The 25,773-nt window shown below is 46.9% G+C and carries 29 protein-coding genes; 17 read left to right on the top strand and 12 right to left on the bottom strand.

Annotation, left to right across the window (positions count from 1 at the left end; genetic code table 11):
• Positions 1-49: 49 nt before the first annotated feature.
• Positions 50-1,033, bottom strand: coding sequence for an LLM class flavin-dependent oxidoreductase (locus OS145_RS07065; protein ID WP_006955590.1), 984 nt, complete (start codon positions 1,031-1,033; stop codon positions 50-52).
• Position 1,034: 1 nt separating this feature from the next.
• Entirely contained in the window at positions 1,035-1,772 is a 738-nt protein-coding gene (locus OS145_RS07060) for an SDR family oxidoreductase (protein ID WP_006955589.1), read from the bottom strand.
• A gap of 168 nt (positions 1,773-1,940) precedes the next feature.
• Between OS145_RS07060 and OS145_RS07055 the strand changes: the two genes are divergently transcribed.
• Entirely contained in the window at positions 1,941-2,573 is a 633-nt protein-coding gene (locus tag OS145_RS07055) for a YiaD family glycine zipper/OmpA-like lipoprotein (protein WP_040487887.1), read from the top strand.
• A gap of 13 nt (positions 2,574-2,586) precedes the next feature.
• Here OS145_RS07055 and OS145_RS07050 read toward each other — a convergent pair whose 3' ends face one another.
• Positions 2,587-3,492, bottom strand: a complete 906-nt coding sequence (locus OS145_RS07050) for an SPFH domain-containing protein (RefSeq protein WP_006955587.1) — start codon at positions 3,490-3,492, stop codon at positions 2,587-2,589.
• A 208-nt stretch (positions 3,493-3,700) separates the two neighbouring features.
• On the opposite strand from OS145_RS07050, the gene OS145_RS07045 reads away from it, so the two are divergent.
• The gene (locus OS145_RS07045) at positions 3,701-5,542 is read left to right on the top strand and encodes a S8 family serine peptidase (protein WP_006955586.1); all 1,842 of its coding nucleotides are present in this window, start codon (positions 3,701-3,703) and stop codon (positions 5,540-5,542) included.
• A 52-nt stretch (positions 5,543-5,594) separates the two neighbouring features.
• Here the strand turns inward: OS145_RS07045 and OS145_RS07040 are convergent, their stop codons facing one another.
• From OS145_RS07040 to OS145_RS07030, 3 genes are all read right to left on the bottom strand, one after another.
• A complete protein-coding gene (locus tag OS145_RS07040) occupies positions 5,595-6,434 on the bottom strand; it encodes an NAD-dependent protein deacetylase (protein ID WP_006955585.1) in 840 nt (279 codons plus the stop codon).
• A 232-nt stretch (positions 6,435-6,666) separates the two neighbouring features.
• Positions 6,667-7,263 (bottom strand): response regulator transcription factor, encoded by a 597-nt coding sequence (locus OS145_RS07035; protein WP_006955584.1) that lies wholly within the window; start codon positions 7,261-7,263, stop codon positions 6,667-6,669.
• Positions 7,264-7,265: 2 nt separating this feature from the next.
• Complete coding sequence (locus OS145_RS07030; protein ID WP_006955583.1) at positions 7,266-8,351, bottom strand: sensor histidine kinase; 1,086 nt, start codon at positions 8,349-8,351, stop codon at positions 7,266-7,268.
• Positions 8,352-8,473: 122 nt separating this feature from the next.
• Here OS145_RS07030 and OS145_RS07025 point away from each other — a divergent pair, with 122 nt between their 5' ends.
• From OS145_RS07025 to OS145_RS07010, 4 genes are read left to right on the top strand one after another with little or no spacing between them, the layout of a single operon-like run.
• Entirely contained in the window at positions 8,474-9,175 is a 702-nt protein-coding gene (locus OS145_RS07025; RefSeq protein ID WP_006955582.1) for an ABC transporter ATP-binding protein, read from the top strand.
• Entirely contained in the window at positions 9,172-9,912 is a 741-nt protein-coding gene (locus OS145_RS07020) for an ABC transporter permease (protein ID WP_006955581.1), read from the top strand. Before OS145_RS07025 ends, OS145_RS07020 begins: the two co-directional genes overlap by 4 nt.
• On the top strand, positions 9,905-11,158 hold the full coding sequence (locus OS145_RS07015; RefSeq protein ID WP_006955580.1) for an amidohydrolase family protein: 1,254 nt from the start codon (positions 9,905-9,907) through the stop codon (positions 11,156-11,158). Before OS145_RS07020 ends, OS145_RS07015 begins: the two co-directional genes overlap by 8 nt.
• Before the next feature lie 32 nt (positions 11,159-11,190).
• Positions 11,191-12,315 carry a methyltransferase gene (locus tag OS145_RS07010; protein ID WP_006955579.1) on the top strand — a complete coding sequence of 375 codons (1,125 nt, stop codon included), beginning with the start codon at positions 11,191-11,193 and terminating at the stop codon, positions 12,313-12,315.
• Positions 12,316-12,343: 28 nt separating this feature from the next.
• On the opposite strand, the gene OS145_RS07005 is transcribed toward OS145_RS07010, so the two are convergent.
• Positions 12,344-12,736: a BON domain-containing protein gene (locus OS145_RS07005; protein WP_006955578.1), complete on the bottom strand. Its 393-nt coding sequence runs from the start codon at positions 12,734-12,736 to the stop codon at positions 12,344-12,346.
• Between the two features lie 133 nt (positions 12,737-12,869).
• Here OS145_RS07005 and OS145_RS07000 point away from each other — a divergent pair, with 133 nt between their 5' ends.
• Entirely contained in the window at positions 12,870-13,745 is an 876-nt protein-coding gene (locus tag OS145_RS07000; protein WP_006955577.1) for a mechanosensitive ion channel domain-containing protein, read from the top strand.
• On the opposite strand, the gene OS145_RS06995 is transcribed toward OS145_RS07000, so the two are convergent.
• Positions 13,742-13,936 carry a glycine zipper domain-containing protein gene (locus OS145_RS06995; protein WP_006955576.1) on the bottom strand — a complete coding sequence of 65 codons (195 nt, stop codon included), beginning with the start codon at positions 13,934-13,936 and terminating at the stop codon, positions 13,742-13,744. The two genes, OS145_RS07000 and OS145_RS06995, sit on opposite strands and share 4 nt — an antisense overlap.
• A complete protein-coding gene (locus OS145_RS06990) occupies positions 13,920-14,537 on the bottom strand; it encodes a DUF2238 domain-containing protein (RefSeq protein ID WP_006955575.1) in 618 nt (205 codons plus the stop codon). The genes OS145_RS06995 and OS145_RS06990 overlap by 17 nt, the downstream gene beginning before the upstream one ends.
• Before the next feature lie 145 nt (positions 14,538-14,682).
• Between OS145_RS06990 and OS145_RS13170 the strand changes: the two genes are divergently transcribed.
• Positions 14,683-14,808, top strand: a complete 126-nt coding sequence (locus OS145_RS13170; protein ID WP_006955574.1) for a DUF3149 domain-containing protein — start codon at positions 14,683-14,685, stop codon at positions 14,806-14,808.
• 12 nt (positions 14,809-14,820) lie between these two features.
• On the opposite strand, the gene OS145_RS06985 is transcribed toward OS145_RS13170, so the two are convergent.
• Positions 14,821-15,396: a manganese efflux pump MntP gene (locus OS145_RS06985; RefSeq protein ID WP_040487884.1), complete on the bottom strand. Its 576-nt coding sequence runs from the start codon at positions 15,394-15,396 to the stop codon at positions 14,821-14,823.
• Between the two features lie 5 nt (positions 15,397-15,401).
• On the bottom strand, positions 15,402-16,583 hold the full coding sequence (locus tag OS145_RS06980; protein WP_006955572.1) for an MFS transporter: 1,182 nt from the start codon (positions 16,581-16,583) through the stop codon (positions 15,402-15,404).
• 144 nt (positions 16,584-16,727) lie between these two features.
• On the opposite strand from OS145_RS06980, the gene OS145_RS06975 reads away from it, so the two are divergent.
• Positions 16,728-17,636, top strand: coding sequence for a M14 family metallopeptidase (locus OS145_RS06975; RefSeq protein ID WP_006955570.1), 909 nt, complete (start codon positions 16,728-16,730; stop codon positions 17,634-17,636).
• Here OS145_RS06975 and OS145_RS06970 read toward each other — a convergent pair.
• Positions 17,633-17,815 carry a hypothetical protein gene (locus tag OS145_RS06970; protein ID WP_006955569.1) on the bottom strand — a complete coding sequence of 61 codons (183 nt, stop codon included), beginning with the start codon at positions 17,813-17,815 and terminating at the stop codon, positions 17,633-17,635. The two genes, OS145_RS06975 and OS145_RS06970, sit on opposite strands and share 4 nt — an antisense overlap.
• A 202-nt stretch (positions 17,816-18,017) precedes the next feature.
• On the opposite strand from OS145_RS06970, the gene OS145_RS06965 reads away from it, so the two are divergent.
• The 8 genes from OS145_RS06965 to OS145_RS06930 all read left to right on the top strand — a co-directional run bounded on the left by OS145_RS06965 (position 18,018) and on the right by OS145_RS06930 (position 25,719).
• The gene (locus OS145_RS06965) at positions 18,018-18,662 is read left to right on the top strand and encodes a thermostable hemolysin (protein WP_006955568.1); all 645 of its coding nucleotides are present in this window, start codon (positions 18,018-18,020) and stop codon (positions 18,660-18,662) included.
• Complete coding sequence (locus OS145_RS06960; protein ID WP_006955567.1) at positions 18,655-20,115, top strand: AMP-binding protein; 1,461 nt, start codon at positions 18,655-18,657, stop codon at positions 20,113-20,115. The genes OS145_RS06965 and OS145_RS06960 overlap by 8 nt, the downstream gene beginning before the upstream one ends.
• Positions 20,116-20,117: 2 nt before the next feature.
• Positions 20,118-20,777 (top strand): iron-containing redox enzyme family protein, encoded by a 660-nt coding sequence (locus OS145_RS06955; RefSeq protein WP_006955566.1) that lies wholly within the window; start codon positions 20,118-20,120, stop codon positions 20,775-20,777.
• Between the two features lie 3 nt (positions 20,778-20,780).
• A complete protein-coding gene (locus tag OS145_RS06950) occupies positions 20,781-21,569 on the top strand; it encodes an SDR family oxidoreductase (RefSeq protein WP_006955564.1) in 789 nt (262 codons plus the stop codon).
• A gap of 5 nt (positions 21,570-21,574) precedes the next feature.
• Entirely contained in the window at positions 21,575-22,210 is a 636-nt protein-coding gene (locus OS145_RS06945; protein WP_006955562.1) for a tetratricopeptide repeat protein, read from the top strand.
• 18 nt (positions 22,211-22,228) lie between these two features.
• On the top strand, positions 22,229-22,894 hold the full coding sequence (locus OS145_RS06940; RefSeq protein ID WP_006955560.1) for a response regulator transcription factor: 666 nt from the start codon (positions 22,229-22,231) through the stop codon (positions 22,892-22,894).
• Complete coding sequence (locus OS145_RS06935; RefSeq protein WP_006955559.1) at positions 22,882-24,246, top strand: histidine kinase dimerization/phospho-acceptor domain-containing protein; 1,365 nt, start codon at positions 22,882-22,884, stop codon at positions 24,244-24,246. The genes OS145_RS06940 and OS145_RS06935 overlap by 13 nt, the downstream gene beginning before the upstream one ends.
• A gap of 66 nt (positions 24,247-24,312) precedes the next feature.
• Positions 24,313-25,719 carry a GGDEF domain-containing protein gene (locus OS145_RS06930; protein WP_006955558.1) on the top strand — a complete coding sequence of 469 codons (1,407 nt, stop codon included), beginning with the start codon at positions 24,313-24,315 and terminating at the stop codon, positions 25,717-25,719.
• The last annotated feature ends 54 nt before the right edge of the window (positions 25,720-25,773 follow it).

Raw genomic sequence — 25,773 nt, 5'->3', positions numbered from 1 at the left:
AAGAAACCTTAAAAATACCTTAAGAATAGCTTGGGTCACCTGATTAATATTAGTTTAGTAGTATTTCTGCGCCGATTTTAAACGAGTTTAGGCGATCTGATATATCGTAGGCGTTGCAGGTCAAAATCAGCTCGTCGACCTGAGTTTGTTCAATAAACTGTGTGAGGTGACGCGCGACGGTGTCTTTTGTGCCCACCGCGGTAAAGTTCAGCGCGTGATTAACAGCCGCTAGCTCATAGGGGTCCGCTATGGCTTTAATATCCTCAACAGGGGGCTGCATGCGCCCGGGCATCCCGCGACGTAAATTAATGAACTGTTGCTGCATCGATGTCATCATGCGGCGAGCGTGACGGTCCGTGTCGGCTGCGAATAGATTCAGTGCAGCAGCAGCGTATGGTTTATCAAGATAACGCGAAGGCTTGAATTGCTTGCGATATAGTGTAAGTGCGTGACTCAGGTGATCGGGCGCAAAGTGAGATGCAAACGCGTAGGGCAGCCCGAGTCGGGCAGCTAATTGTGCGCCAAAGGTGCTCGAACCTAAGATCCAAACGGGGATGTTTTGCTGAAAGCCAGGAATGGCTTTGATGGTGTCAGTATCTTCAGCTTCGGCGAGATAGCCCAACAGCTCTTGCACATCGTTAGGAAATTGTTCAGCGTCGTTCGGTGAACGCCTTAAAGCACGCAGGGTTTGTCCATCTGTACCAGGTGCACGGCCAAGTCCCAAGTCAACCCTGTTGGGATACAGAGCATCGAGCGTGCCGAATTGTTCTGCAACAATATACGGTGGATGGTTCGGCAGCATAATACCGGCTGACCCCACACGAATGTGTTGGGTTCGACTCGCAATATGACCTAGAACAATAGCGGTTGCCGCGCTGGCGATACCCGTCATATTATGATGCTCGGCCATCCAGTAACGATGATATCCCCAACGTTCGGCTGCTTGAGCAATACTTACAGCGTTTTTTAGCGACTCAGCAACTGTGCCGCTTTCAGGCACAGGTGCTAAATCCAAAATACTGACTTGCGGCAAACTACAACTCCTGCTTGGTAGGACGAATGATCATCTCATTGACGTCAACATCACCTGGCTGTTCAATCGCAAATGTAATGGCTCGTGCGATTGAGTCAGAGCCAATTGCATCTTGATAAAGATCATCTGCCATTTCCTTCGAATCCTTATGACTGATGTGGTCAGTCAACTCAGTACTCACAGCGCCCGGTGAAATATTGGTCGCTCTGATTTCGCCATTTGATTCTTGACGAATCCCTTCACTGATTGCTTTTACAGCAAACTTTGTCGCGCAGTAAACGGTTGCACCTGGAAATACCACGTGACCTGCAACTGACGATAAGTTAATAATATGACCTGATTTTTGCTTACGCATGCTCGGCAGCACCGCTGCGACACCGTACATAACGCCCTTAATATTGACATCTATCATTTGGTCCCACTCATCGATTTTCAACTCGTCCAGTGGTGCTAATGGCATTAAGCCGGCGTTGTTGACCAACACATCAATGCGTCCGAACTGCTCAAGCGCAGCATCGGCAAGGGCTTGTACTTGCGACTTATCGGTTACATCCACCGTTTTGAAAATGGCTTCACCACCGTCATTTTTAATGCTATCGGCCAGCGCTTTTAGTCGCTCTTCACGACGCGCCCCCAAGACTAATTTGGCGCCTTTGCTGGCGAGCATTTTAGCAGTTTCTTCTCCTAAACCGCTACTCGCACCTGTGATAATAACGACTTTGTTCGCAACTTCAGACATGTTTTACTCCAATTTACTAAATGACTGTGACCTTGTGATACGTGGCACAGCTGTTTTGGATTGATCGATTCACTTTATGTGTTGCGTAAAGATCATGAAAAGCGTTAATGATTTTTTGTAAAGACATGCTAATTTTAACCAATAGGCGTGATGGGTAGAGGATTAGGTATGAATAGTCGATTGTTAATTCTAGGAATTGCAGGAGCGCTTGCTTTAACGGGGTGCTCGAATACCATGAATAACACTCAAAAAGGCGCCGCCATTGGCGCTGTTGCGGGTGCGGTAATAGGTAAAGGAACTGGCGACCATGACAAGAGTCGCTATCTTTGGGGTGCCGCCGTGGGCGCTTTGGCCGGTAGCGCGATTGGGAACTACATGGATAAGCAGGAGGAGGCGTTTCGCGACGAGCTGTCAGGCTCGGGTGTGCAAGTTATCCGTGATGGCGATAATATTCGCTTGCAACTTCCGGGAAATATTACCTTCGCTTCTGAGAGTGCCAATATTTCGCAAAACTTTTATCCGGTACTTGAGGACGTTGCCGCTGTACTCAATAAGTATAACAAGACAACGATGATGATAGAGGGACACACGGATAGCACCGGCTCAGCCGATTATAACCAGCAACTATCGTTAAACCGTGCGAATGCCGTGCGTAATTATCTAGTCGGATACGGGGTCGACTCGCGCCGCGTTACGACGCAAGGTTTTGGGGAAAGTCAGCCGATTGCCACGAATGATACCGCGCAAGGCCGACAGCAAAACCGTCGCGTCGAACTACGTATTATCCCAAATCAGCAGTAAACGAACGCCGAGGCTAGTCTTTTGCACTAGCCTCGTTACCACGAATAATGGCCTGATTGAATTGTTCGAACTGAGTCGTTGGCATGGGTACCATGATCACTTTACTGTTTGCGGTATCCAAGGCGGCTAAGGTATCAACGTAATTGGTGAACTTCAGTAGATCGATGACGTCATGAGCACTGATGTCGCTATCCTCTTTACGTACTAAGGCGATACTTTCACTTAAGCCCTCTGCAATCGCTTTGCGCTGTCCTGCGACCCCTTCACCTTGAAGGATTTTTGATTCTTTATCTGCTTCAGCTTTCTTAACAGCGAGAATTTTTTCTGCTTCCGCTTGGTGTTCTGCTGCGCGACGCTCTCTTTCCGCGGCATTGATTTTATTCATCGAATGTTTGACTTCTTCATCGGGATCGATATCGGTAACGAGCGATGCAATTATGTTGAAGCCGTAGCCTTCGATGACACTCTCTAATTCAGCTTGTACTGCATCACTGATTGCGTCTTTGTTATCAAACACTTCATCAAGTGGTTGTTTTGGAATCTGAGCCCGCACTGAGTTGAAAATATAGCTCTCCATTTGGCGCTCAGGGTCTTCGAGTTGGTAGAAAGCATTGTAAACGGCGTCTTTATTCTCGACTCGATACTGCACACTGACGCGGACGGTTACAAAGACATTATCTTGTGTTTTCGTCTCAACACTGACTTGTAACTCTCGCGTTCGCATTGACTGCTTGTGAGCTACGCGTTCGATAATCGGAATAATAAAGTTTAAGCCAGGAGTTAGCATACGGCGATATTTGCCAAATAACTCAATAACATAAACTTGCTGTTGGGGAACGATTCGAACAGATAGCACTAATAAAATGATGATCGCTAAAATGATCAACAGCGTGGGTAAGGGCGATTGAAATGCTGACATTTGATTTCCTCAAATTGATTTTACCTGAGCATATAGTGACACCTGGCTAAAAACAAATACACACGTTGCTTATGCCTTTTAGTGATGTCAATATGTGTAAATGTAATGTAAAATTGACGTCATATTTATTTACATAAAATATACATGTGTTAATGATTAATGGCTGGCTTTTTTGCCAGTATTCTTCAAATAACAAAAAAGGTTAACCATGTATAAACATATAAGTTTTAAGAAAAATCAAAGACTTGCCGTGTGGGTGAGTGCTGCACTTTCGACTGTAGCGGTCCCCTCAGCTGTCGCGGTTAACCAATCATTTCAGCCACCCAAGGCTTCAGTCGGTCTTCCGACACAGACCGTTACTCCTAATCAATCCTTAACCACAGGCTTCATAGTTACCTTTAAAGAACGTTCACAAGTAATGAACGAGGTGGCGAATCAAGCAGCACAACGAGGTCTGAGTCGTGCAGCCGCAGTAGCCAATGCAGCGAGTCGTGTCGCACGCGATTTCTCTGCCCAGACCGGGGGTTCAATTAAGTTTGAGCGTGAAATGGGTCTGGCTAACCATTTTGTGTTTGATCTTGATAAGAAAATTCCGCCCGGACAGGCGAAAAAGATGATGGCGCAAATTGCCAAGCACCCTGAGGTGGCGAGTGTTGAAGAAAACAAATTATTACGTCACTTTGCGACTCCCAACGATCCGGATTACAACGATCAGTGGCACTATTACGAGTCCACTGGCGGACTCAATGTAGAAAATGCGTGGAATAGCGTGACGGGGGCGGGAACCGTGGTCGCGGTTTTAGATACGGGGTATCGTCCTCACGCGGATCTCGTCAGCAATATTTTGCCCGGGTACGACATGATTTCTAATAGTTTCATTGGTAATGATGGGAATGGTCGTGACTCTGATCCGCGTGACCCGGGTGACTGGGTGAGTGCGGGAGCCTGCGGTAACGGCTATCCTGCTCAAGATCAGGACTCAAGCTGGCACGGTACGCATGTGGCAGGCACCATCGCAGCCGTGACCAATAATGGTCAAGGCGTAGCTGGGGTTGCTTACGGTGCAAAAGTAGTACCTGTGCGGGTACTCGGTCGTTGCGGCGGTACCACGGCAGATATCGCTGATGGTATTATTTGGGCCTCAGGGGGCTCGGTATCGGGCGTACCAAGCAATGCGAATCCAGCCGATGTTATCAATATGAGCTTAGGTGGACAGGGCGCTTGTTCGAGCGCAACGCAGCAGGCAATTAATATTGCCCGAGGTAACGGCACCACGGTGGTTGTGGCATCAGGCAATAGTAATGACAACTCGACCAATTATAATCCGGGTAACTGCAGTGGCGTCGTCAACGTCGCGGCGACTAACCGTAATGGAAGCCGAGCTTACTACTCTAACTACGGCTCTAACGTGGATGTTGCTGCACCGGGTGGCGCAATGTCGTACGCCAATGATCCAAATGGTGTGCTCTCGACTTATAACTCGGGTACCAGTACACCTGGAAGTGATACGTACGGCTACAGCCAAGGAACATCAATGGCCACGCCCCACGTAGCGGGTGTGGCTGCGTTGATTAAAGAGGCTAACCCGAGCGCTAGCCCAGATGATGTTGAAAACATCTTGAAGCAGACAGCACGAAGCTTTCCTGGAAGCTGTAGTGGTTGTGGCGTCGGTATCGTTGATGCCAGCGGTGCAGTAACCGGCGCTTCAGGAGGCGGCTCGGGAGACCCCGGTGACGGCGGTGCGACTGGCGGTGGCGGCAGTGTAAGCGATCTTTCTGCATCAACAGGTAGTTGGGTGCGTTATACCATCGAAGTGCCTGCCGGTATGAGCACCCTGGATATTGATATTTCAGGTGGTTCTGGCGACGCCGATTTGTACGTTCAATATGGTAGTCAGCCTGGAAGTAATAGTTATGACTGTCGTCCGTATTTAAGTGGCAATAATGAAAGCTGTAGCTTTTCGAATCCACAGTCAGGTACCTGGCATATTGGAATTCGCGCTTATCAAAGCTTTAGTGGTGTAACGTTGAACGTTGTCTATAACCCCTAAGCTCTACAGGCTGAAATCCGCAACAAAACGCAGGTGCCACAAACACCTGCGTTTATTTTGGCAGTCGTAATAAACGACGAAATTGGTCAAGCGTTTCCGCAATGTTTCCGTCAATCTTAATCGTGGCTAAATCATCCGCTCGCGTTATACCTTTTGTGATAATAATCACTGGCTTATCTTGTTGATAGGCATAGCGAGCAAAACGAAATCCCGAAAACACTTTTAATGAGGAACCAACGATAAGTAAACCTTGACTGTCATCAATAGCTTGATAACAGGCTTCAACTCGTTTTTTGGGTACATTATCGCCGAAGTAGACCACATCGGGCTTTAAGATCCCGCCACAATGATCGCAATGGATGAGTTTAAATTCGTCCGTTGGTGCTGATAGTTTTGCATCGCCATCTGGCTTAATGACCGAAACTGATTGATTAAATCGTGGATTGAGCTCGGCATATCGTTGATGTAAATCGAAACGAGGTGATCTATCGCCGCACGTCATACAGACGATGTCGTTGGCGTATCCGTGAAGGTTAATCACCGTTGAACTCCCTGCTTTTTGATGCAGTCCATCAACATTTTGCGTAATAACGGTATCGATAAACCCGTGTTGTTGAAACTGTGCGATAACCTGATGTGCACGGTTTGGTTGCGCATGATATAAATTTAACCAGCCGCCTAAGCTACGCGCCCAATAGCGTTTTCGCGCCGCATCATTATTCATAAAGTCATGGTGTTGCATCGGGGGCGAGTGAACCCATTGACCCTGAGCATTACGGTAGGCAGGAATCCCCGAATCGGTGCTTAGCCCCGCGCCAGACAACAAAGTAAACGGGGTGTTGCCACGAAGCAATTCAGCAGCCTTAACTATTTCAGACGCGTGATCATACATAAAAATTGAACTTTTTCTGAAAAAGAGGGTCGATGTGATTGCGCGATCAAGCGTAGCACGAAGTGCAAAGCATTGACACACGATAAATCTTTTTCTATAACAATACGTTAACAAAAATAACAACAAATTGGGGGCGCTATGAAGAAGCATTCGTCAGCATTATTCGTACCAATTATAACGTTAACCTTATTACTCATGGGGAGTCTTTGGTTAACGATTCCTAGTTAATTATCTATAACCATCCTTTTAGCTGGGCAATACGAGCTGCCTCGACGCGATTTTTAGCACCGACTTTTGCAATCGCTTCGGATAGATAGTTACGTGCGGTGCCCTCAGCGATAAATAGTTGCTTGGCAATTGCTGATGTTGCCAGTCCATCGGCGGCTAGCCGGAGGGCTTTGCGTTCCTTTTCTGTTAACGGGTCAATTTGATTAAAGCTATTGAGTAGTAGCTCAGAGTCAATCACGCGTTTGCCTGCCAAAATGGCAGTCAATGATTGCATGAGTTGCTCAACCGGCGCATCTTTTAGTAGAAAACCATCAACGCCCGCCTGCACAGCACGATTCACATAACCACTGCGATTAAATGTCGTTATGATCACTGTTTTAGTGGAAGGCGCGTTAGCTTTGACCCAATGCACGAGGTCAATCCCCGTCCTATGTGGCATTTCTATATCGGTCAGTAGTAAGTCATAGGTATTCTCTTCAAGACTATTTATAGCTTCGTTTCCATCAGCGGCTTCATCGACATCATATTCGCCATCTAAGCGCAGTAGACTCGCTAAGGCGGTTCGCACCATCGCTTGGTCTTCAGCCAATAATATTTTCATAGTCAGGATTCCACTACGGCTGCGGGTAAGAACAACTTTACTTGGCAACCTTGTGTTGTGTTGATATCAATATGCCCACCGAGGCGTTCAATACGCTCATTAACTCCCAACAAGCCATTACCAAACTCGAACTCAGTAACGCGTCCATTATCGAATATTTCAATGTAGGTATTATCAGCCTTCTCTATAAGTTTTATGAGAACGTGATCCCCCTCACTGTGACGAATGATATTTGTCACGAGTTCGGTGAGCGCCAAAACAAGCGGCGTTTCATAAGCCCTATTTAACTGAGTAAGCGCTCCCTCTACATGAACTTTGAATCCCGCTTCCTGTAAGCGTACGGAGAGTTGTTGTAGCACAAAGTCAAAACCGCCATGTTTATAACCGGTTACGCTCTCTCTGACTTGCTTTAAACAGGTCCGCGCAATCTCGGTCAGCTCTTTCAAGTGATGACTGGCTGCGTCGCCCTGACCAGAATGAATGTGGCGTTGCGCCAATTCAGCCTTGAGTAGCACACTGGTAAGCGTGTGCCCTAAAGTGTCGTGCAGATCACGAGCAATGCGCTCGCGTTCTAACGTAGTAGCGAGTTGTTCAATTTCTAAATCAGTGCGCTGCTGGCTCAGTAAGTGCTCTTGACGCACGCGCTCGACACGCCCAATGATAAAAATCGCAGCGCTTAATATTGCACCGTAATAAACAAACCAAGACCACGTGTCGACGACATAATAATGCAACAACGCAAGTGTCAATATAATAGCAAGCAGCCCCAATAGAGCGGGTCGGAGACGATAGGCGAACCCCAAGAAAAAGCCAATAAAGGCGAACATGGTGATTGATGCGGGGTTAATCGGGGTAATCGCGCATGCGATCCCATACATAACGATAATCGGCTTCAACATGTGAGCTGATGAAACGCTGAATGCCCAATAGTAGCTTGCCACAAAGCCAATCAGCGCAGCTGTCATCGCGAGATATTCCAATACTGTGAACGGGTATAGAAACATTGGCACGACGAAAAAGCCCAGGTTCATCAGGTAAACCCAAGCGTATTTACGTTCAAGAGAAAGCTGCGGCTGTTTTAATTTCATAGTTGCATTATGAAACGAACCTTCATTTCATGCTAGTGACAATTGTCATCACAATAAAATGACAAAGATGACTGCCTCCGTTCGGGGTAACTCACTAAGCTAGCAGAAAATGGAGGTGAGTAATGACGGTTCTATCAATTACAAATTTATCGAAGACCTACGCTAACACGCCTGTACTAAGCGAATTTTCTTTGAATGTTAACGGTGGTGAGGTCGTTGCGGTACTGGGTGAGAATGGCGTCGGTAAGACGACGCTTATTCGCTGTATTCTTGGACTGACTGCTCCGGACGCGGGCCAAATTAGCCTGTTTGGTGAACAACAGCCTAAAAAAAGCAGAAGTCCGTCACTTAAACAGCGCTGGGGCGTGGTCATGCAAGTTGGCGCTGTGAATGGGCAATTGACTGTGCAAGAGCAAATTACGCTTTACCAAAGTTACTACACTAAGCCCGTCGGTATCGAGGAGTTGAAGCAACTCCTACCTATCGAGTCGTTACTACATAAGCGTTTCGCTGTGCTGTCGGGAGGAGAGCAGCAACGTGTCATGTTTACGCTCGCGCTTATTGGGCGACCGCAACTACTGTTTTTGGATGAACCTAGCGTTGGAATGGACCTAAGTACGCGGCAACAGATGTGGCGTTGTATCGAATCGCTGAAAAGTCAGGGTGTCGCAATTATTCTAACCACGCATTACATAGAGGAAGCCTACCAATTGGCAGACTCTGTCGTACTTTTGCGTAAACAGGCGCCCGCCGAAAAATTACCGATAAAAAGTATGTCTTTAGAACAACTGATGTCCACATTGATTGGAGGAGCTACGTCATGAGTCAATGGATCGTTGAAGCTCAAATGGATATGCGAGCCTTGCTTCGCTCGCCCAGCTTTTACATACCGGCGTTTGCGTTCCCGGTCGTGTTCTACTTCTTTTTTGGCATCATGGTGGATTTTTCCAACGGCCACAGTGATTACCTTCTTATCTCCTATGCTTGTTTTGGCATTATGGGACCACCGTTTTTTCACCTTGCGGTAAGTATTGCGAGTGAACGCACTCATGGCTGGCTCACCTTAAAGCTATTGTCGCCAATGCAGTTCAATAGCTTTATTTTTGCCAAGTTAGTCAACAGCGCCGCTTTTTCTGCAGTGATCCTGCTCTTACTTTACATCGAGTCGGCTTGGCTTGCCGGTGTCCGATTATGGTTTTGGCAGTGGGGTCTCTTAACACTTATTTTTACCTTAGGTACTTTGCCTTTTGCCGCTTTAGGGATGCTCATTGGCGCTTTAGTAGCCGACCGCGCTGCCGCAGGCGTTGTTAACCTGATCTATCTACCCATGGCGTTGCTGTCTGGCTTGTGGTTTCCCCTGTTTTTGATGCCGGACTGGGTGCAATGGATCGCTTATGGGTTGCCCAGTTATCACTTGGTGCAATTAGGCTATGCGGTTATCGGGAAGGGCGATGAGGTGAGCTGGTACTGGCATATTATCTACTTGTGCCTTTTCAGTATCAGTATGATGGCAGTGTTAAGAAGCCTATCTGGTCGCTTCAGTGGAGCCAGTCATGAATAAACTTACTTGGATTATCGGCGCTGGGGCTGTCGCTGCGCTATTGTGGTTATTACCTGAGCCAGCCCCGGTCGAGGACAATAGCTTTACCATTGGGCCTATCAATGTATTCGATGGTGAGAAGGTGCTACGAGCGCATTATGTTTCGGTCGAAGAGGGCGTTATTGTGCGAGTTGAATCGCAGCCTCCGAAAGCGGTTCAACGTGTTTATCCCACCAAGCCAGACCAGTGGATTATTCCTGGGCTGATTGATAGCCATGTCCATACTTGGGGTGATGCGCGAGAACGCGCACTTGATTTTGGTGTGACAACGGTGATTGATCTATTTGGGCATCCAAGCGAATTACGCCGAGCTCGGCAGCAACGCAACTCGGTGCAATTGCAACAGGAGGCGGATATGTGGGGGGCTGGCCGGTTGGTTACAGCGCCTGATGGACATGGAACGCAGTTTGGGTTTAGCCCCCACCCACTCGCTGACGATGATAGCGCGGAGAGTGCTGTCTCGGAACGCCTTGCTGAAGGCTCGGACTTTATTAAGATTGTGTATACCGCAGAAGACGTTGACTATCCCCATCGACCATCAATAAGTTACCAACAACTGCAGCGCGTTATTCAAGCCGCACATGACCAACAGGTGCTAGCCGTTGTTCATGTCGCCGACCATCTTTCTGCCGAGCACGCCGTTACAGCCGGCGCTGATGGTTTGGTGCATGGTTTTTTCGACCAACCTATAAGCGAACAACTGATTGATAAAATGGAACAATTACAGGTGTTCATCGTACCAACCAATATAATTTATGAGCACTTAGTGCACGGTGAATTTAATAAGCAGGTACTCTTGCCCGCCTGTGGAGACTGTTTTAATCAGCAAAAACTAAATAACTTGAGCCGTGGTGGCGCGAACATGGCCTCAACCTCATTTTATAATAACTTAAAAACTAACACTCGGTTACTTGATGAGAGCGAGCTTGATGTGCTGGTCGGGAGTGATGCTCCCAACCCAGGTACCGAACACGGCATCAGCCTAATAGCAGAGCTCATGTGGCTCGAAGCTCAAGCTGTTAATTGGCAAGTTGCCATTCATTCAGCAACTGCACTGGCAGCTGAGCGTTGGCGAATTAAAGGCCGAGGGCGTATCGCTGTGGGGCAACGCGCCGACATGGTGTTGATCGGTCCATCACCCGCGCAGGGAATGCATTTACTATTAGACCCTCAGGCTGTCTGGAAGAATGGCTATCAAGTAAGATAAACTACTTATCGGTTATTAATTAGGTCAACGCTGTGAACTTAAAAGAACTGCTCGAGCAATACAGTCAGGCGCTTTCAGATAGCAGGGCATTTTGGGACATTGTTGCATTCGAACACACGGAGTTACCCTGGGAAAGCGAATCGACGCTCGCTAGGGTACTCGACGACCTGCGATTACTAGTCGATCCCGTGTGGGCGTATGAATCGAGTAAAGCTTCAGAGCATCCCCTGCCATTTTGGCTTATCCAAGGCATCAAAGGCCGTAAATTATCGCAAGTGCAGGCGTTTATCGACCACGTACCTAAACACTCGACGATAGTCACAGAGTGGTGTGCTGGTAAGGGGCATTTAGGGCGATTGTTGAGTTTTACCCAACAACGTCCAGTGGTCAGTATTGAGTGGCAATCTGCGCTGTGTGCAGAGGGCACTGAGCTTGCACAACATCACCGACTGCCGCAGACGTTTATTCAGCAGGATGTCTTAGCGAAGGACGGTGATGATAAAATTCAGCAAACACTTCGCAGATGTCAAACGGCTGTGGCATTACACGCATGCGGTGACTTACATATTAGGCTGTTGGAGCACGCTACTGAAGCACAGATACGAGATATTTTGGTGGCGCCGTGTTGCTATCATTTAATTCGGCAGGGGCACTATGAACCGTTGTCCAAGGCCGCACAACAGTGTGACTTAAGACTGAGTAAAAACGCACTTAGGCTCGCAGCGCAAGGGCTTGTTACCGCGGGAAAACGGGAGCGAGAGTTGCGTCAAACAGAGCTCGTGTGGCGCTTGGGTTATGAGTCTTGGCGCCAAGATCATTTGAATGATCCGCACTACCAACCGCTTAATTCAGTATCCAAGGCGATTTTTTCCGGTTCATTCAAAGACTTTTGTCATTGGGCTGCGGCACAACATGAGATTAATTTAAGCTCATGTTTTGATGCTGACTATTGGTTAGAACGTGGTGAGCAACGGTTTTTAGTGACTGAGGCGATAGAACAGGTGAGACTGAAATTTCAGCCATATCTTGAACGTTGGTTATTACTTGATAGGGCTGTATTTTTACAAGAGCAGGGCTATGAGGTCTCTCTCAAGGCATTTTGTGAACGCGAGCTCACTCCGCGCAATACGTTAATAAATGCACGAGCCCGTATTTAAACGGGCTCGTGGTTCAAGCAACAAAAACTTAGTTGCCTACTACAATATCATTTTCGACGTCTTCAACACCTTCGACACCTTCAGCTAACTGGCCAGCTGTTTCCGCGTCATTTTCAGTCGCTACAGTACCGCTTAAATAAACAGTTTTGTTGCGCGTTTCGACACTGATTTTTGAGCTATCTAAGCCGCCGTTATCGAACAGAGCTGTTTTAACTTTTGCAGTGATAGCAGAATCCGAGAGATACTCGCCTGCCTCTTCCATCTTTTCTTCTGCAGCATCGCCCATTTTATCCGCGGTTTCTTTAGCAGACTCCATTGCTTGCTCGGTTTTGTCTTCCGCTGAATCTTGTGAACACGCAGCAAGACTTAAGCTTGCCAATGCCATCAAACTAACTAACGATAAAGTTTTTACTGATGCCATAAAACACCTCCTGTTTAAGTAGAACGATTTCTAATATAGTAGAAAATAAATGTCGTCACAGACTATTTACACGAGTTTTGCAATAAACGATCATAATATTTGAACGTTATTTTCGAAATCATTGGGAGTTTTTATGTCAGATGTGTTGCAGTCAGCGTTTAATGCATTTTTGGAAGAACTCAAAAACTCCGAATCGCTGATTCGTTTGACAGTGAGTACGCTCTTATTGATTTTGGTTGTAGCGGTAAGTCGTTTTTTATTGCGTCGCTTTATTCGGCGCAATATTCAGTCGAGCGAGATGCGCAGACGGTGGCTGATTCAATTACGCAACATTTTGTTAATCGTATTGGTCTTGGGCTTAGTCGTCATTTGGGGCCATGAATTACGCACGTTCGCGTTATCAATGGTTGCCATTGCCGTGGCGTTGGTGATTGCGACTAAAGAACTTATTCTGTGTGTCTCGGGCGCGCTCATAAAAGGCGGAGCGAGATCGTTTAATATCGGTGATAGAATTCAAGTTAAAGAATTTCGCGGTGATGTCATTGACCAGAATTTACTGACCACCACAATTTTAGAAGTAGGTCCAGGTCGCTCGATGCAGCAGCGTAGCGGTCGAATGGTGGTACTGCCTAACTCTCTCTTTGCGAGTGAAGCGGTGATCAATGAGAGTTATTCGCAGGACTTTGTACTACATACCTTCAGCGTACCCTTTTTACGTCAGCATGAATGGCGGCCTGCTAAACAGAAGTTGCTTGAGTTGGCTCAAAAACATAGCGAGCCGTACCTTGAGCAAGCGAAGCGACACTTTGCCCGACTGAGTTATCGCACTGGACTCGAGCAACCTGTGGTTGAGCCGCGCGTGACCATTCAGTTGCAGTGTGCGGAAGAATTGCATTTAATTGTGCGGCTGCCCACCAAGGAGCACGATAGAAATCAAACCGAGCAAGCCATTCTTGCCGAGTTATTCGCTGACGACGATTATTTGGGTGACTATTTACCGCGAGTTTAGTCTGATTGATCGTTATCCGCTTCAGGTTTCTTTTTAGTTGCAAAGCCGTAGGCGGCGCCGAAAGCGACGCCTAACGCGACCCCCATAGCCACTTGACCCATAGCAACGCCAATGGCCGTTCCCAGCGCAACGCCGATGCCCATGCTGACACCGAGGTTGCTGTTGCCTTTCGTTTTATTGTGTTCTGCCATACAGTGAACGCTTCTGTTCGATTTGTCGGTTATGTATACCCGAGAGTAACAACAAAGCGGTAACGGCGCCAATTAAAGCAAATGCCATATCTGACTGTGTATCCCAAGCGTAACCTTGTGTGCCTAAGAAGGCCTCGGCACCTTCGCCGGTGGCCACAGCAACCCACCACTCAATCAATTCATAAAAGGCGCTAAACGCGAGGCAAAAAGAAGTAACAAATATAAACTGCCAAAGCCTTCCAAAAATAAGATGATTGCGAACCACTATTTCGCGCACAACCATCGCGGGCACAAAACCTTGTGCAAAGTGACCTAACTTATCGTAATTATTGCGTTGCCAATCAAAGTAACTTCCCAGGGTGTCGAAGAAAGGCACTTCGGCATAGGTGTAATGTCCGCCGACCATAAGAATGATGCAATGAATCAAAGCTAAACCATACACCAAACGTGTAAATGTAAAGCGTCGATATGTGATAGCCATCAGAAGAGCGCCGACTAGTGCAGGTAATACTTCTAGCCACCAGGTCAATGGATCTTTGGGATGGTATGCCGACCAAACTAAGCAGCTAGTAAATATGAGTACCCACACGAGTTTGTGCATTTTAACTGTCTCCGCTTTAAATCTATCGCGCCATAGTCAACTCATTTTCCTCGTCTTTCAAGTTAAAGTTTTTATGATTTAAGTCAAAGGGTTAGAAGAGGGGACTGATTAAACTGATAAATAGATAATTTGAGTGGAGATAGCTATGAGTATTTGGCAGCAATTTTTTAAAGACCCAGTGATTTTTTTCTCATTTACAGGGCTCGCGATTGTTATTGGTTTATGCGTTTTTTATGCGATCTATTTTTACATAAAGGCTAAGAATGCATGAGCCTCGGTCGGGTTACTGAAGTAGCCCGACATGCTCTGCTGCAATGCCTACGCCGACACCAATCAGTACTACGCCACCCACAACCTCGGCGTAGCGACCTATAACATGACCGGCATAGCGACCGATGATGACGCCTACAGTAACGGCGGCAAAAGTTGAACAACCAATAATAACGGCGACTAGGAGTATGTTGACATCAAGAAACGCCATACCTACGCCGACGGCCATCGCATCAATAGACGTGGCGATGCTGGTCAAAAATAGTTTTATGAATGGCTGCTGAGTTGGATCAACTTCGCTGTCTTGGTCATCGTCTGATGATAAACCCTCTTTTATCATATGAAGACCTAGCAGGCTGAGTAATACTAATGCGACCCAATGATCGTACTCTGATATTATTTGAGCTGCCGCTTTACCTAATAGCCAACCTAACATCGGTGTAATGGCTTCCACGACACCAAATAAAATACCAATTTTCAATGCTTGCTTGACTGTCGGTTTGCGCATCGCAATGCCTTTACCGATCGCCGCAGCAAAGGCGTCGGTCGACATCGCTAACCCAATTAAAAACATTGATAATATACTCATAGTGCCTACAAACTTATATGAATAGCGCTTTTTCGGCTATGATGCTTAGTGATGATAAATACAAAAAGTCCAGAGATTGCCAGCAAACAGCCGACCCAACCTGTTGCTTGCCAAGTTAACGCAGAGTTTAACGACAAACCTCCTAGAAAAGCCCCCAAGCCGTTGGCGATATTAAATGCGGCATGATTGAGAGATGCCGCAAGTGTTTGTGACTCACCGGCCACGTCCATTAATCTGACTTGCAGTGCTGGCACCAACATAGCTGTCGTACCTAAGCAAAATGCCATGGGCAGAATGGTGTATAGGGAATAGATACTGAATGGGAAAATGGCAAGCACGATAATTGCCCAACCGAGTGAACCTGCGATAGCCCACTTCATATTCATGTCGGTGAGTTTTCCACCGATAATACTGCCGGTAAATGATCCAAGACCATATATGAGTAGTGCAATGGGAATCCAATACTTATGAACTTGGGTTGCCTCTAATAAAGTCGGCGACAAATAGCTAAGCACGGCAAACATGCCGCCAAATCCAACGCTTCCAATAGCAAGGGTGAGTAAAACTTGGCTGTTTTTCAATGCTTGAAGTTCTGTTCTAACCCGCGTTGATGTTGCTTGTTTTGGGGTAGGGACACAAGCGACGATAAGCAGCGCTGCTGTTAACGCGACGAGGCCGACCCCCATGTAAACGGTGCGCCAATCAAGTAATTGACCAAACCACGTTGCAAGCGGGTTCCCAACTAAGATAGCAACGGTCAGTCCCATCATGACCATGGTCACAGCCATGCCGCGTTGCGACTTTTTCACGAGTCCGGCGGCGAGCAGACATACGATCCCGCCATAAGCACCGTGGGGCAGTCCGCTAATAAAGCGAAACAGTTGCAGTTCCGCGAAGCTTTCTGCACGAGCACTCAGCAAATTACTCGCTGAGTAAATGAGCATTAGGGTAATGATCAGTGGCTTTCGAGGCGCTCTAGCACCTAACAATGTGATGAGCGGTGCTCCAATAACCACGCCGAACGCGTACAAACTGATCAGGTGTCCGGTTTGTTGTGCCGATGTACTGAAGTCAGCGCCGACATCTGGCAACAAACCCATCATGACAAATTCGCCAATGCCGATAGAAAATGTGCCTATTGCCATGGCAAAAATGGCGATAGCGACTTGCGATCGTGAATAACTCATGGAATTTTTACAGCAAGAAAAAATGGACGCCTATGTTAAAGCTTTTCCTCGTTGGTTGCTATTGTTCGTGTTGATTAATCGAATTTGATCATCTCGCTGTGATAGCATAGTCGTCTTAATCAATAACTGTTGGGAGTCAGTATTTTGCAACAACAGCAATATCCAATTGGTGTTCCCGGGCAGCCCTGGGGAGCGTCAGAGAAAAAGCAGTGGTTCGAGCAACAACGCGTGCAACGGTCATATCAAACTGATGTATTGAGTCAAATAGAGCGTTTTAAGGCGCGTTTTGACGTGCGTGAATATGGTCAGTTGAACTACGCGAATCAACACTACCCGCTCTATGCGGTTCTGACTGCGGAATGGGACGATGACAAACCCACGGTGCTAATTACTGGCGGAGTGCATGGTTATGAAACGAGTGGTGTACATGGCGCGCTAAAGTTCATTGATGAGCAGATGCAGTCTTATGAAGCGATTTTTAATTTTATTGTAACGCCATGTATTAGCCCTTGGGGCTATGAAACTATCAATCGTTGGAATCCGGATGCGATTGATCCGAATCGTTCGTTTTATTCGGAGAGTCCAGCCCAAGAGTCGGCTCTGGTGTTGCAATTGATAGAAACGCTCGGAGTCGACTTGCTCGCACACGTTGATTTACATGAAACGACTGATACTGATAATTCCGAGTTCAGGCCGGCTAAAGCTGCGCGTGACGGCGAAATCAACACTAATTGGAATATTCCTGATGGCTTTTATTTAGTGACTAATTCGGAGAATAAACAGCTTGAATTTCAACAAGCCGTGCTTGCAGAGGTGGCTAAGATCACTCATATTGCGCCGGCCGATGAAGATAATCGTCTGATTGGTACAGACATTGATATACCGGGCGTTATCAGCTATCCCGCCTATGATCTAGGGTTGTGTATGGGACTCAGTCAGGCAATGTATGCGACAACAACAGAAGTGTATCCTGATAGTGAGAATGCAACGCCAGCCCAGTGTATTGATGCACAGGTTGCCGCGGTTATTGGTGCACTGAATTATCTTCGTTAACCTGAGTTGAGCGTCTGTTTACTGCACTCAAGCACCAACTGTTTTAGACAGGCTTGGCTTGTTTCGTCACATGCTTTTAAGTCGCAAGCCACCAATGCTTGCGACTGCATGAGCTTGAGAAGTTGGTCACGGTCAATTGAGACGCTAACGCGTCGCGCTCGTGTTGCGATAGGTTGCATGTGGTGAGTTCCTTAAGCATTTAATTACCTAGATTATTAAAAATGATAACCATTCGCAACAAGTTGTATTTAACTTTTCACTGAACTTCTTCAGTGTAAAGAAATCATTCCCACAAAAATTATCTTAAGAAATATTTAAGAAAACATCTCTAAAGTTATCTTCAGTTTAGGCAGTCGTGCTTATTGCAGTGGAGATAGCTTCATGCCATCAAATCTAGGTTATATCCTTAAACAAGATAACCACACTCAATTAACCGCGTTTTGGATACATTCATCCGATCCACGGCGTTTAGAGGTCGAGCATTTTATATGCGAGCGTTACTGGTTCAGTTTTAATGCGTGCCTGACTCAGTTGCCGGAAAATATTTTAGCCGTCTATCAAAATGATCTGTTAGTTGCAGCCTGTGGAGTTCAGTTTGCCGATCAAAAAACTTTATTTTCCGAACAGTATATGGACCAAGCATTGTGCAACTATTCGGTTCTGGGCAAACCTGTGCCTGCTCGACATGCAATTGCAGAAATCGGTTCGATGGCAACACTTGGACGTCGCTATTTACCTTATCTAGTCGAAGCCATTGTGTTCGCGCTGCGCGATGTTCAAAGAACATTAATTTTATTTACAGCGACACGCGGTTTGGCGCACTTTTTAGAGCGTCGCGGTATTGAGCTGCAAAAGCTTGCGTTGGCTGAACGTAGTAAATTGGACTCGGATGCTAACGCTGAATGGGGTTCCTATTATGCGCACCAACCCAGTGTTTTTGCCGGCTGGACAGCAAGCTATAAATTAGCCGATACAATACCACCACAAAGCTTGGTTCAAAGCTTTCAGGAGACAGCGCATGCTTGATTTACTGACGCTTTTAAAACGCCACGCACATAGCCCATCAATTGCCTTGCGAAGTGCAACCGATACGTTGACTCATCGAGCGCTATGGGCGCGTGTTTCCGGTGTCGCCAGTTGGCTAGAAGGGCGTTCAGAACAGCGTATTGGCTTAGCGCTTGAGAATTCATTTGATTGGGTCATTTGGGACCTCGCCTGTTTACAGGTTAATAAGGTTCTCATTCCAATTCCCTCATTTTTTAGCGCTCAGCAACAGCAAAACGTACTACTCGATAGCGGAGCAGAGCTGTTAGTGGGCACGCATCTTGACGCAACGCTGTACGAGCACTTGGTCAACCACGGTCAACCCATAGCGAACGACTGTTGCTCAGTTCTAAAGCTGGCAAAAGCGCCTACTTCAACAGCTCTGCCAAAGGGTACGCAAAAAATAACGTATACGTCAGGTAGTACGGGGCAACCTAAGGGCGTTTGTCTCTCAGCTGACGGTATTGCAATTGTAGTTGACAGCTTATTGCAAAGATTACCGAGTCAATTGAACTCGACACACCTCGTGGTAATGCCGCTTGCGGTACTGCTAGAAAATATTGCGGGTGTTTATGTCACACTCGCGCTAGGTGCTGAGGTGATTTTGTTGGCAAATCATGAGCTTGGACTGATGGGCGCCAGTGGGCTGGATGCTGAACGCTTTGTGAAGAGCATCGTGCATAATCAAATCTCAACATTGGTTGTTCCGCCCGCGCTACTCGAAGTTATTTGTGCAGCGGTGGAGCATTGGGGGGTGCCAGCGCGGCAGTTTGAATTTATTGCGGTCGGCGGTGCGCGATTAGCATCGTCGCTCGAACAGCGTGCGATGGATCTACGGCTCCCGGTAGTGGTTGGCTATGGCTTATCTGAATGTGCGTCTGTCGTATCGTTGAATAATATTCAAGCGGAACGACCACTGGGCTCAGTTGGCACGCTATTGCCTCATGTTTCGACGCTTATTCACGAGGGTGAGTTATTTATTAAAAACCCGCTTATGTTGGGTTATTTAGGGGAGTCAGGGCGGACTGACGACTGGTTTGCAACTGGCGACTTAGCTCATTTTGACGAGTCAGGTCATTTATATATCGATGGCCGCAAAAAGAATATTATTGTCACTCCATACGGGCGCAATGTCGATCCAGAGTGGCTTGAAACCGAGCTAGCAACTCACCCCGCGATTGAACAAGTTTGTGTCAGTGGTGATGAGTCGTCTCCGCTGCGTGCACTTATTGTGAGTCAAGCTGCAGATGAAACCATTGAAGCTTTCATCCAGACAATAAATGCAACGCTTCCCGATTATGCACGCATCAAAACCATGAGGGTGCTAACCCAACCCTTTACCGTCGCCAATCAACAGCTGACAGGAACAGGCCGGCTAAGGCGCCAAGCAATTTTAAAGCAGTATCCACTCAGTGAGTCTTCAACGGAGTACTAACCATGACATTTTTCGATACGTTGTGCGAGCAAACACAAACTGAACGAGCATTATTACTCGATGCGCCTGTGATCAAAGATACGTTTGCAGGTGATATTACGCGCGAGCGGTATCAGTCCTTTTTAGGGCAAGCCTATCATCATGTGAAACATACGGTACCGTTACTCATGCGCGCGGGGAGTCTGCTACCGCCCTCGTTAGAGTGGTTACGTAAAGCGGTTGTTGAGTACGTAGACGAGGAATATGGTCACGAGCGTTGGATCTTGAACGATTTAAAGGCAACAGGCGCGGATCCCGAGCGGGTGAAAAATGCCGAGCCACACTGGACGACCGATGCCATGGTGTCCGTTGTTTATGACCATATGCAACGCTATCATCCCGCTGCCTTTTTCGGTATGGCACATGTGTTAGAGGGAACTAGCGTACAACTCGCGACACAAGCGGCACATAAAGTGAAAGAACGTCTTGAATTACCTAATAGTGCCTTTAGTTATTTGCTCTCACATGGCGACTTGGATCAAGACCATGTCAAGTTTTTTGAGGACTTGATGAACCAGCTCACCGATGTGGATGCGCAGCAAGCCGTTATTCGAACAGCGCGTAGTGTGTATCACCTGTATGGCGAAATGTTCCGAGCAATACCTTCTTTGGCTGGAGAATGAGCCATGCGTATTGACTGGAACGCACAACACATTGTGCTCACCGGAGCAACCGGTGGGCTCGGTCAAGCGTTAGCTGAGCAACTTTCAGCGCTCGGCGCGCGGCTAACGCTTATCGGACGCAATGAGCAAGCACTAAAAGCGTTTGCCAAACGTCTGGAGCAAGACTATCTGGTCGCTGATATTACGCAACCAGAGCAACGTCAGAGAGTGGTAGCCCATGTGCGCGCGCAAGCAACGACTTTACCTGTAACAGGGTTAATCAATAATGCTGGTATGGCTGCTGAGGGGGTGCTATCGCAACAAGCCGAGCATGCCGAGGCGATGTTAGCGACGAATCTACTCGCTCCAATTTTGCTAATCAATGAGTTGTTACCAGAATTGAAACACCGCGCAAGCTTCATTCTTAACGTTGGTTCAGTTTTTGGCAGTATTGGCTTTCCCGGGCAAACACTGTATTGCGCAAGTAAGTTTGGTCTTAAAGGCTTTACCGAAGCACTGAGGCGCGAATTATCAGATACGCTTGTGCGCGTAATGTATGTCGGTCCTCGAGCTATAAAAACGGGCTTCAACGGACCCTTAATGCAGGCGTTAAATGCACAAACTAAAACCCATGAAGATGAACCGCCGAACGTAGCGCAACAAATTATTCAACAAATTGAAAAGGGCCAAGTGAGTCGGCTTATTGGATTTCCTGAGAAATTGTTTGCGGTGCTTAATGGCATCAAACCGAGCTGGCTCGATGGTGAAATGTTCAAGATTAATCGTAAGTTAAAATCACTAATTAAGGAGTGATTGTCATGAAAAAGGTCGTTTATTCTGCGCTAACCGGGGCGCTGCTACTTGCAAGCTCACAGGTGTTAGCACAAACTAAGTTGTTGGACATACAACATCGCTGGGCGGAAGTAAATTATACGCTTACCGATGATGCACAAGAAGATGCATTTGAATCGCTCGCTAAAGAGGCGCAGGCGTGGGTTGATGCTGAACCTAATAACGCGGAGGCCCACATCTGGTTGGGGATTATTAAGAGTACAGAGGCTGGCGCTGTGGGCGGGCTAGGTGCTCTTGGATTGGCGAAAGAGGCAAAAGCCAGCTTAGAAAAAGCACTTGATATTGATCCCAATGCGCTATCGGGGTCTGCCTACGCAAGCCTCGGAACCCTTTACTATAAAGTGCCAGGTTGGCCGTTTGGTTTTGGTGATGATGACGAGGCTGAAAAGTTACTTAAAAAAGCACTGGAAATTAATCCGAAAGGTATCGATAGTAACTATTTCTACGCCGACTATCTTTACGAGCAAGATAAATACAAGCAGGCACTGACCTATGCGCAACAAGCGCTTGCTGCTGAGCCGCGTCCAGAGCGACCGCTTGCAGACGAAAGACGGCGCGCTGAGGTGCGCGCATTAATCGATAAAATTAATAAGAAACTATAATAACGTTAGGGATAACACATGCAATTATTACTGGTCGAGGACAACCAGACATTGGGGCAAGCCGTTGAGATAGGGTTGTCTCAACGGCAGTTTATGGTCACTTGGGTGCGCACGGGCGCTGCAGCGATATCCAGCATCAACCATCACGATTTTGATGTGGCAATTCTTGATTTAGGCTTACCCGATATTGAGGGCGAGCGCGTGCTACAGAGTATTAGAAAGAAAGGATTCGATATACCTATTCTAGTGCTTACTGCGCGAGATCAAACCAGTGATGTCATAAATTTACTAGATGCGGGTGCCGATGACTTCATGACTAAACCCTTTGATGTGAACGAGTTAGCCGCTAGGTTGCGAGCCCTATTGCGTCGGCGAAGTGGTTATTCGTCTTCACGCATCGTGTGTGGTCCTATTACCATCGATACATCAAGCCGGGAGGCTTTAATCAATGAAAAGGAACTGACTTTATCGCGCAAAGAGTTCGAATTGCTTCAACTATTTGTCATGCAGCCTATGAAAGTTCATCCTCGTGATAAACTGGAGGCATTGTTGAGCTCAGATACGCATGTCGTGGAGAGCAATGCACTGGAAGTTCATGTCCACAACTTGCGGAAAAAGCTCGGTCAAAGAGAATTGATCGAGACCATTAGGGGAGTCGGTTACCGATTAAAATGCAAAGGCTAGCGCGTTTTTTTAGTAAGTTAAAGTCGATACGACGCCGTATACTTTTAACGGTGTCTGTCGTCTATTTATTTGGTAGTAGCGTATCGGCTTTGTGGATCTATTTTGAGGTGAGCCATGAAGTTGACGAACTGTTTGATGCTGAATTGATTCAGCAAGCTCACACAATGAACGCTTTAATCAGCCAATTTGAACTCGGTGATATCAGCGATCGCGTTGATGCTGTGGAATCTGATGCTGAGCTAATTTACCACACGCCTGATTGGCTTCAGGATTACGAGCAAAAATTGGCCATTCGTTTAGAGACGATGGATGGCGATATCATTTACTCAAGCCGCGACTGGCTTGATTCAGATCGCATTCAGTATACCGAGGGTATTTCGGAACTTCAGCAGGGCGAGTCGCACTGGTATGTGTTTGGTGCGACCAACCTGAAAAATGGTCTGCGAATGCTCGTTTTGCAAGAAGATGATTTTCGCGCTGAACTGCGCGGGGATCTGACTATCGATACTCTGGTCCCTATTTTACTCATGCTGCCAGTCATCATCTGGTTAGGGTGGTGGAGTGTAAACTTTAACTTTGCCAGTTTTCAGCGTCTAGCGAGAACGATTCGTTCTAAACCGAGTGACAACTATGAACAATTGAGTGGTTTTGATGATACGGAAGAGGTCGCGGTTATAAGTCGTTCACTTAATCACTATCTAACTCGAGTAGAGCAGTCCTTCACGCGCGAAAAGCGGTTTTCTTCAGATGCAGCGCACGAGCTTAGAACACCTGTTGCTAATTTAAAAATACGCATTCAGAACCTGATTGATACATCAACGTCGACGCAAAAGGAATCACTTGAGTCACTGATGCTATCGGTCAATCAACTTGCCCGGCTTATTGATAACTTGCTGTTACTCTCCCGTACTGAAAGAGACCTTAAAAAGGAAGTGCCAATAAAACTGGCAACGCGAGTACGAGAGATCGTTGCTCAGTGGTACGACAAAGCCGAGCAGCGTGGACAGAATTTCGAGTTAAGCTTGGATGACACCCAACAGATTTATAGTGATGCGGCACTTTTAGATATTCTTTTAAGCAATTTAATCGACAACGCGATTAAATACGGTGCAGAGAATAGCATCATCACGTTACAGCAACGAGCACAAACATTAACCATATCTAACACCATCGCCCCTAATACAGCTTTGGATATTGAGCGCGTTGACGAGCGTTTTTACCGTGGCGGGCACCTCGATATTGAGGGCACAGGACTCGGGTTATCTATTGTGGGTAACATTGCACAGCAGTTAGGCGTGATGGTGAGCTTTGATTTATCGGAAACCAGTTTCACTTGTCAGTTATCGTTCTAAACTAATTGGCGTATCGTAGAAGATAAAGTAATCTAACTGTTAAAATAAAAAGAATAACGGTCTTATATGAATTCAACAGTGCGTAATATTGTACTGGTTATTGTGTGGCTTGGCTTGTGGCGTGCATCTGTTTTACTCGAGTTTGCACCTCATGCCAGTATTTGGTTTCCGCCGGCAGGTTTGTCATTCGCTGCTTTACTCGTGCTTGGCTGGCGTGCTGTTTTTCCTATTGCGGTGGCAGGCTTCGTCAGTACCGCGTGGATCGCTCAAATCTATAATGAGCCGCTAACGGTCACGGGTTGGTTCAACTCGAGTTTGCTTTTCGTACTCGCTCACACGATTCCGCTTGGGTTAGGCGCTTATATTGTGCGTAATGAATACCGGCGGAATGGTATCAATGGTTTCGCACGCACAGTTTTGATCTTTCTTGTGGTTGCCGCGCTCAGTGCGATGTTAACTTCATTTTTTGGCATTTTGGCGATCTGGGAAGGCGGGTTAATGACTCAGGCGCAGCCGTGGCTTTCATGGTTACCTTGGTGGATAGGTGATATGGCGGGGATTATTGTATTGGCCCCGGTGTTTATTGCTATCGTTTCTTGGCGGTATCATCAAGTGCAGTTAGAGTTAGGTGAACTCAATTTTAGTTTGACGGCGATTAATTGGAAAAAATTTGTTTCCCGATTAGCTCTCGTGTTGGGGCTTTTATTGATTTCACTTACGTTGGTGCATCATTCTCAGCGCATAGAAGCCTCGTTTACTGTGTTTTTTATCATTTTACCTTTCTTATGGATAGCAACGACCACCAGTCAGCTCACTACCGTGTTTATTTTAGCTATCTTTAGCACGGTATTGGCGTTTTTGGTCTCGCAGTTACACGTGATTGATTTCGCTCTTGTGTATCAGTTTGCGATGATTACGACTGCGGGCTGTGTCTGGTTTGCATTGACGATTCCTACCTTGATGACACAAAACGCACAACTGGCACAACGCGTCGCTCGCGATGGTCTAACAAAGGCGGCTTCGCGTGGACATTTTATTCAGCGCTTGGAAGCAGAGTTGCAACGCAGTACCCCAAACTCAACCTGTTGTTTAGTTATTTTTGATTTTGATTTTTTCAAGCAAATCAATGACCGGCACGGACACATTCTGGGCGATCGCGTGCTCGTATCAGTCACGAATTATGTCAGTCAGTTGTTGAGAGAAAATGATATTATGGGGCGCTTTGGCGGCGATGAGTTCATGTTAATGTTTCCAGCGACGGAGTTTTCTGAGGCTCAAGTTATAGCCAAACGCTTGTGTACTGGTATCAGTCAGCTTACTATTGATGGGCTGGATGAGCCTGTAACTTGTAGTTTTGGGGTCGTTGAGTGTCACCCCAGTGAGCATGCGGTTTCCGCGATTGATAGAGCCGATAGAGCGCTCTTGCTCGCCAAACAGCGCGGTCGAAGACAAGTTGTTGGGAGTGCAGCCTGACCTATAGATTAAAATCAGCGATGAACTCTGAAGAATTGCAGATTAACAGCTTGT

The organism is Idiomarina baltica OS145, from assembly GCF_000152885.1.
GTDB classification, from domain to species: Bacteria; Pseudomonadota; Gammaproteobacteria; order Enterobacterales; family Alteromonadaceae; genus Idiomarina; species Idiomarina baltica.
The sequence above is the reverse complement of the archived record's forward strand: the minus strand, read 5'-3'. Positions and strand labels throughout refer to the sequence as shown.

Excerpts from the sequence above, each read along its gene's own strand:
- OS145_RS07045 (WP_006955586.1), top strand. The coding sequence starts at position 3,701 with ATGTATAAACATATAAGTTTTAAGAAAAATCAAAGACTTGCCGTGTGG.
- OS145_RS06935 (WP_006955559.1), top strand. The coding sequence starts at position 22,882 with ATGCAAAGGCTAGCGCGTTTTTTTAGTAAGTTAAAGTCGATACGACGC.
- OS145_RS07055 (WP_040487887.1), top strand. The coding sequence starts at position 1,941 with ATGAATAGTCGATTGTTAATTCTAGGAATTGCAGGAGCGCTTGCTTTA.
- OS145_RS07040 (WP_006955585.1), bottom strand. The coding sequence starts at position 6,434 with ATGTATGATCACGCGTCTGAAATAGTTAAGGCTGCTGAATTGCTTCGT.
- OS145_RS13170 (WP_006955574.1), top strand. The coding sequence starts at position 14,683 with ATGAGTATTTGGCAGCAATTTTTTAAAGACCCAGTGATTTTTTTCTCA.
- OS145_RS07050 (WP_006955587.1), bottom strand. The coding sequence starts at position 3,492 with ATGTCAGCATTTCAATCGCCCTTACCCACGCTGTTGATCATTTTAGCG.
- OS145_RS06980 (WP_006955572.1), bottom strand. The coding sequence starts at position 16,583 with ATGAGTTATTCACGATCGCAAGTCGCTATCGCCATTTTTGCCATGGCA.
- OS145_RS06960 (WP_006955567.1), top strand. The coding sequence starts at position 18,655 with ATGCTTGATTTACTGACGCTTTTAAAACGCCACGCACATAGCCCATCA.
- OS145_RS07015 (WP_006955580.1), top strand. The coding sequence starts at position 9,905 with ATGAATAAACTTACTTGGATTATCGGCGCTGGGGCTGTCGCTGCGCTA.
- OS145_RS07060 (WP_006955589.1), bottom strand. The coding sequence starts at position 1,772 with ATGTCTGAAGTTGCGAACAAAGTCGTTATTATCACAGGTGCGAGTAGC.
- OS145_RS07025 (WP_006955582.1), top strand. The coding sequence starts at position 8,474 with ATGACGGTTCTATCAATTACAAATTTATCGAAGACCTACGCTAACACG.
- OS145_RS07005 (WP_006955578.1), bottom strand. The coding sequence starts at position 12,736 with ATGGCATCAGTAAAAACTTTATCGTTAGTTAGTTTGATGGCATTGGCA.
- OS145_RS06940 (WP_006955560.1), top strand. The coding sequence starts at position 22,229 with ATGCAATTATTACTGGTCGAGGACAACCAGACATTGGGGCAAGCCGTT.
- OS145_RS06990 (WP_006955575.1), bottom strand. The coding sequence starts at position 14,537 with ATGCACAAACTCGTGTGGGTACTCATATTTACTAGCTGCTTAGTTTGG.
- OS145_RS07035 (WP_006955584.1), bottom strand. The coding sequence starts at position 7,263 with ATGAAAATATTATTGGCTGAAGACCAAGCGATGGTGCGAACCGCCTTA.
- OS145_RS06970 (WP_006955569.1), bottom strand. The coding sequence starts at position 17,815 with ATGCAACCTATCGCAACACGAGCGCGACGCGTTAGCGTCTCAATTGAC.
- OS145_RS07000 (WP_006955577.1), top strand. The coding sequence starts at position 12,870 with ATGTCAGATGTGTTGCAGTCAGCGTTTAATGCATTTTTGGAAGAACTC.
- OS145_RS06965 (WP_006955568.1), top strand. The coding sequence starts at position 18,018 with ATGCCATCAAATCTAGGTTATATCCTTAAACAAGATAACCACACTCAA.
- OS145_RS07020 (WP_006955581.1), top strand. The coding sequence starts at position 9,172 with ATGAGTCAATGGATCGTTGAAGCTCAAATGGATATGCGAGCCTTGCTT.
- OS145_RS06955 (WP_006955566.1), top strand. The coding sequence starts at position 20,118 with ATGACATTTTTCGATACGTTGTGCGAGCAAACACAAACTGAACGAGCA.
- OS145_RS06945 (WP_006955562.1), top strand. The coding sequence starts at position 21,575 with ATGAAAAAGGTCGTTTATTCTGCGCTAACCGGGGCGCTGCTACTTGCA.
- OS145_RS07030 (WP_006955583.1), bottom strand. The coding sequence starts at position 8,351 with ATGAAATTAAAACAGCCGCAGCTTTCTCTTGAACGTAAATACGCTTGG.
- OS145_RS06985 (WP_040487884.1), bottom strand. The coding sequence starts at position 15,396 with ATGAGTATATTATCAATGTTTTTAATTGGGTTAGCGATGTCGACCGAC.
- OS145_RS06995 (WP_006955576.1), bottom strand. The coding sequence starts at position 13,936 with ATGGCAGAACACAATAAAACGAAAGGCAACAGCAACCTCGGTGTCAGC.
- OS145_RS06950 (WP_006955564.1), top strand. The coding sequence starts at position 20,781 with ATGCGTATTGACTGGAACGCACAACACATTGTGCTCACCGGAGCAACC.
- OS145_RS06930 (WP_006955558.1), top strand. The coding sequence starts at position 24,313 with ATGAATTCAACAGTGCGTAATATTGTACTGGTTATTGTGTGGCTTGGC.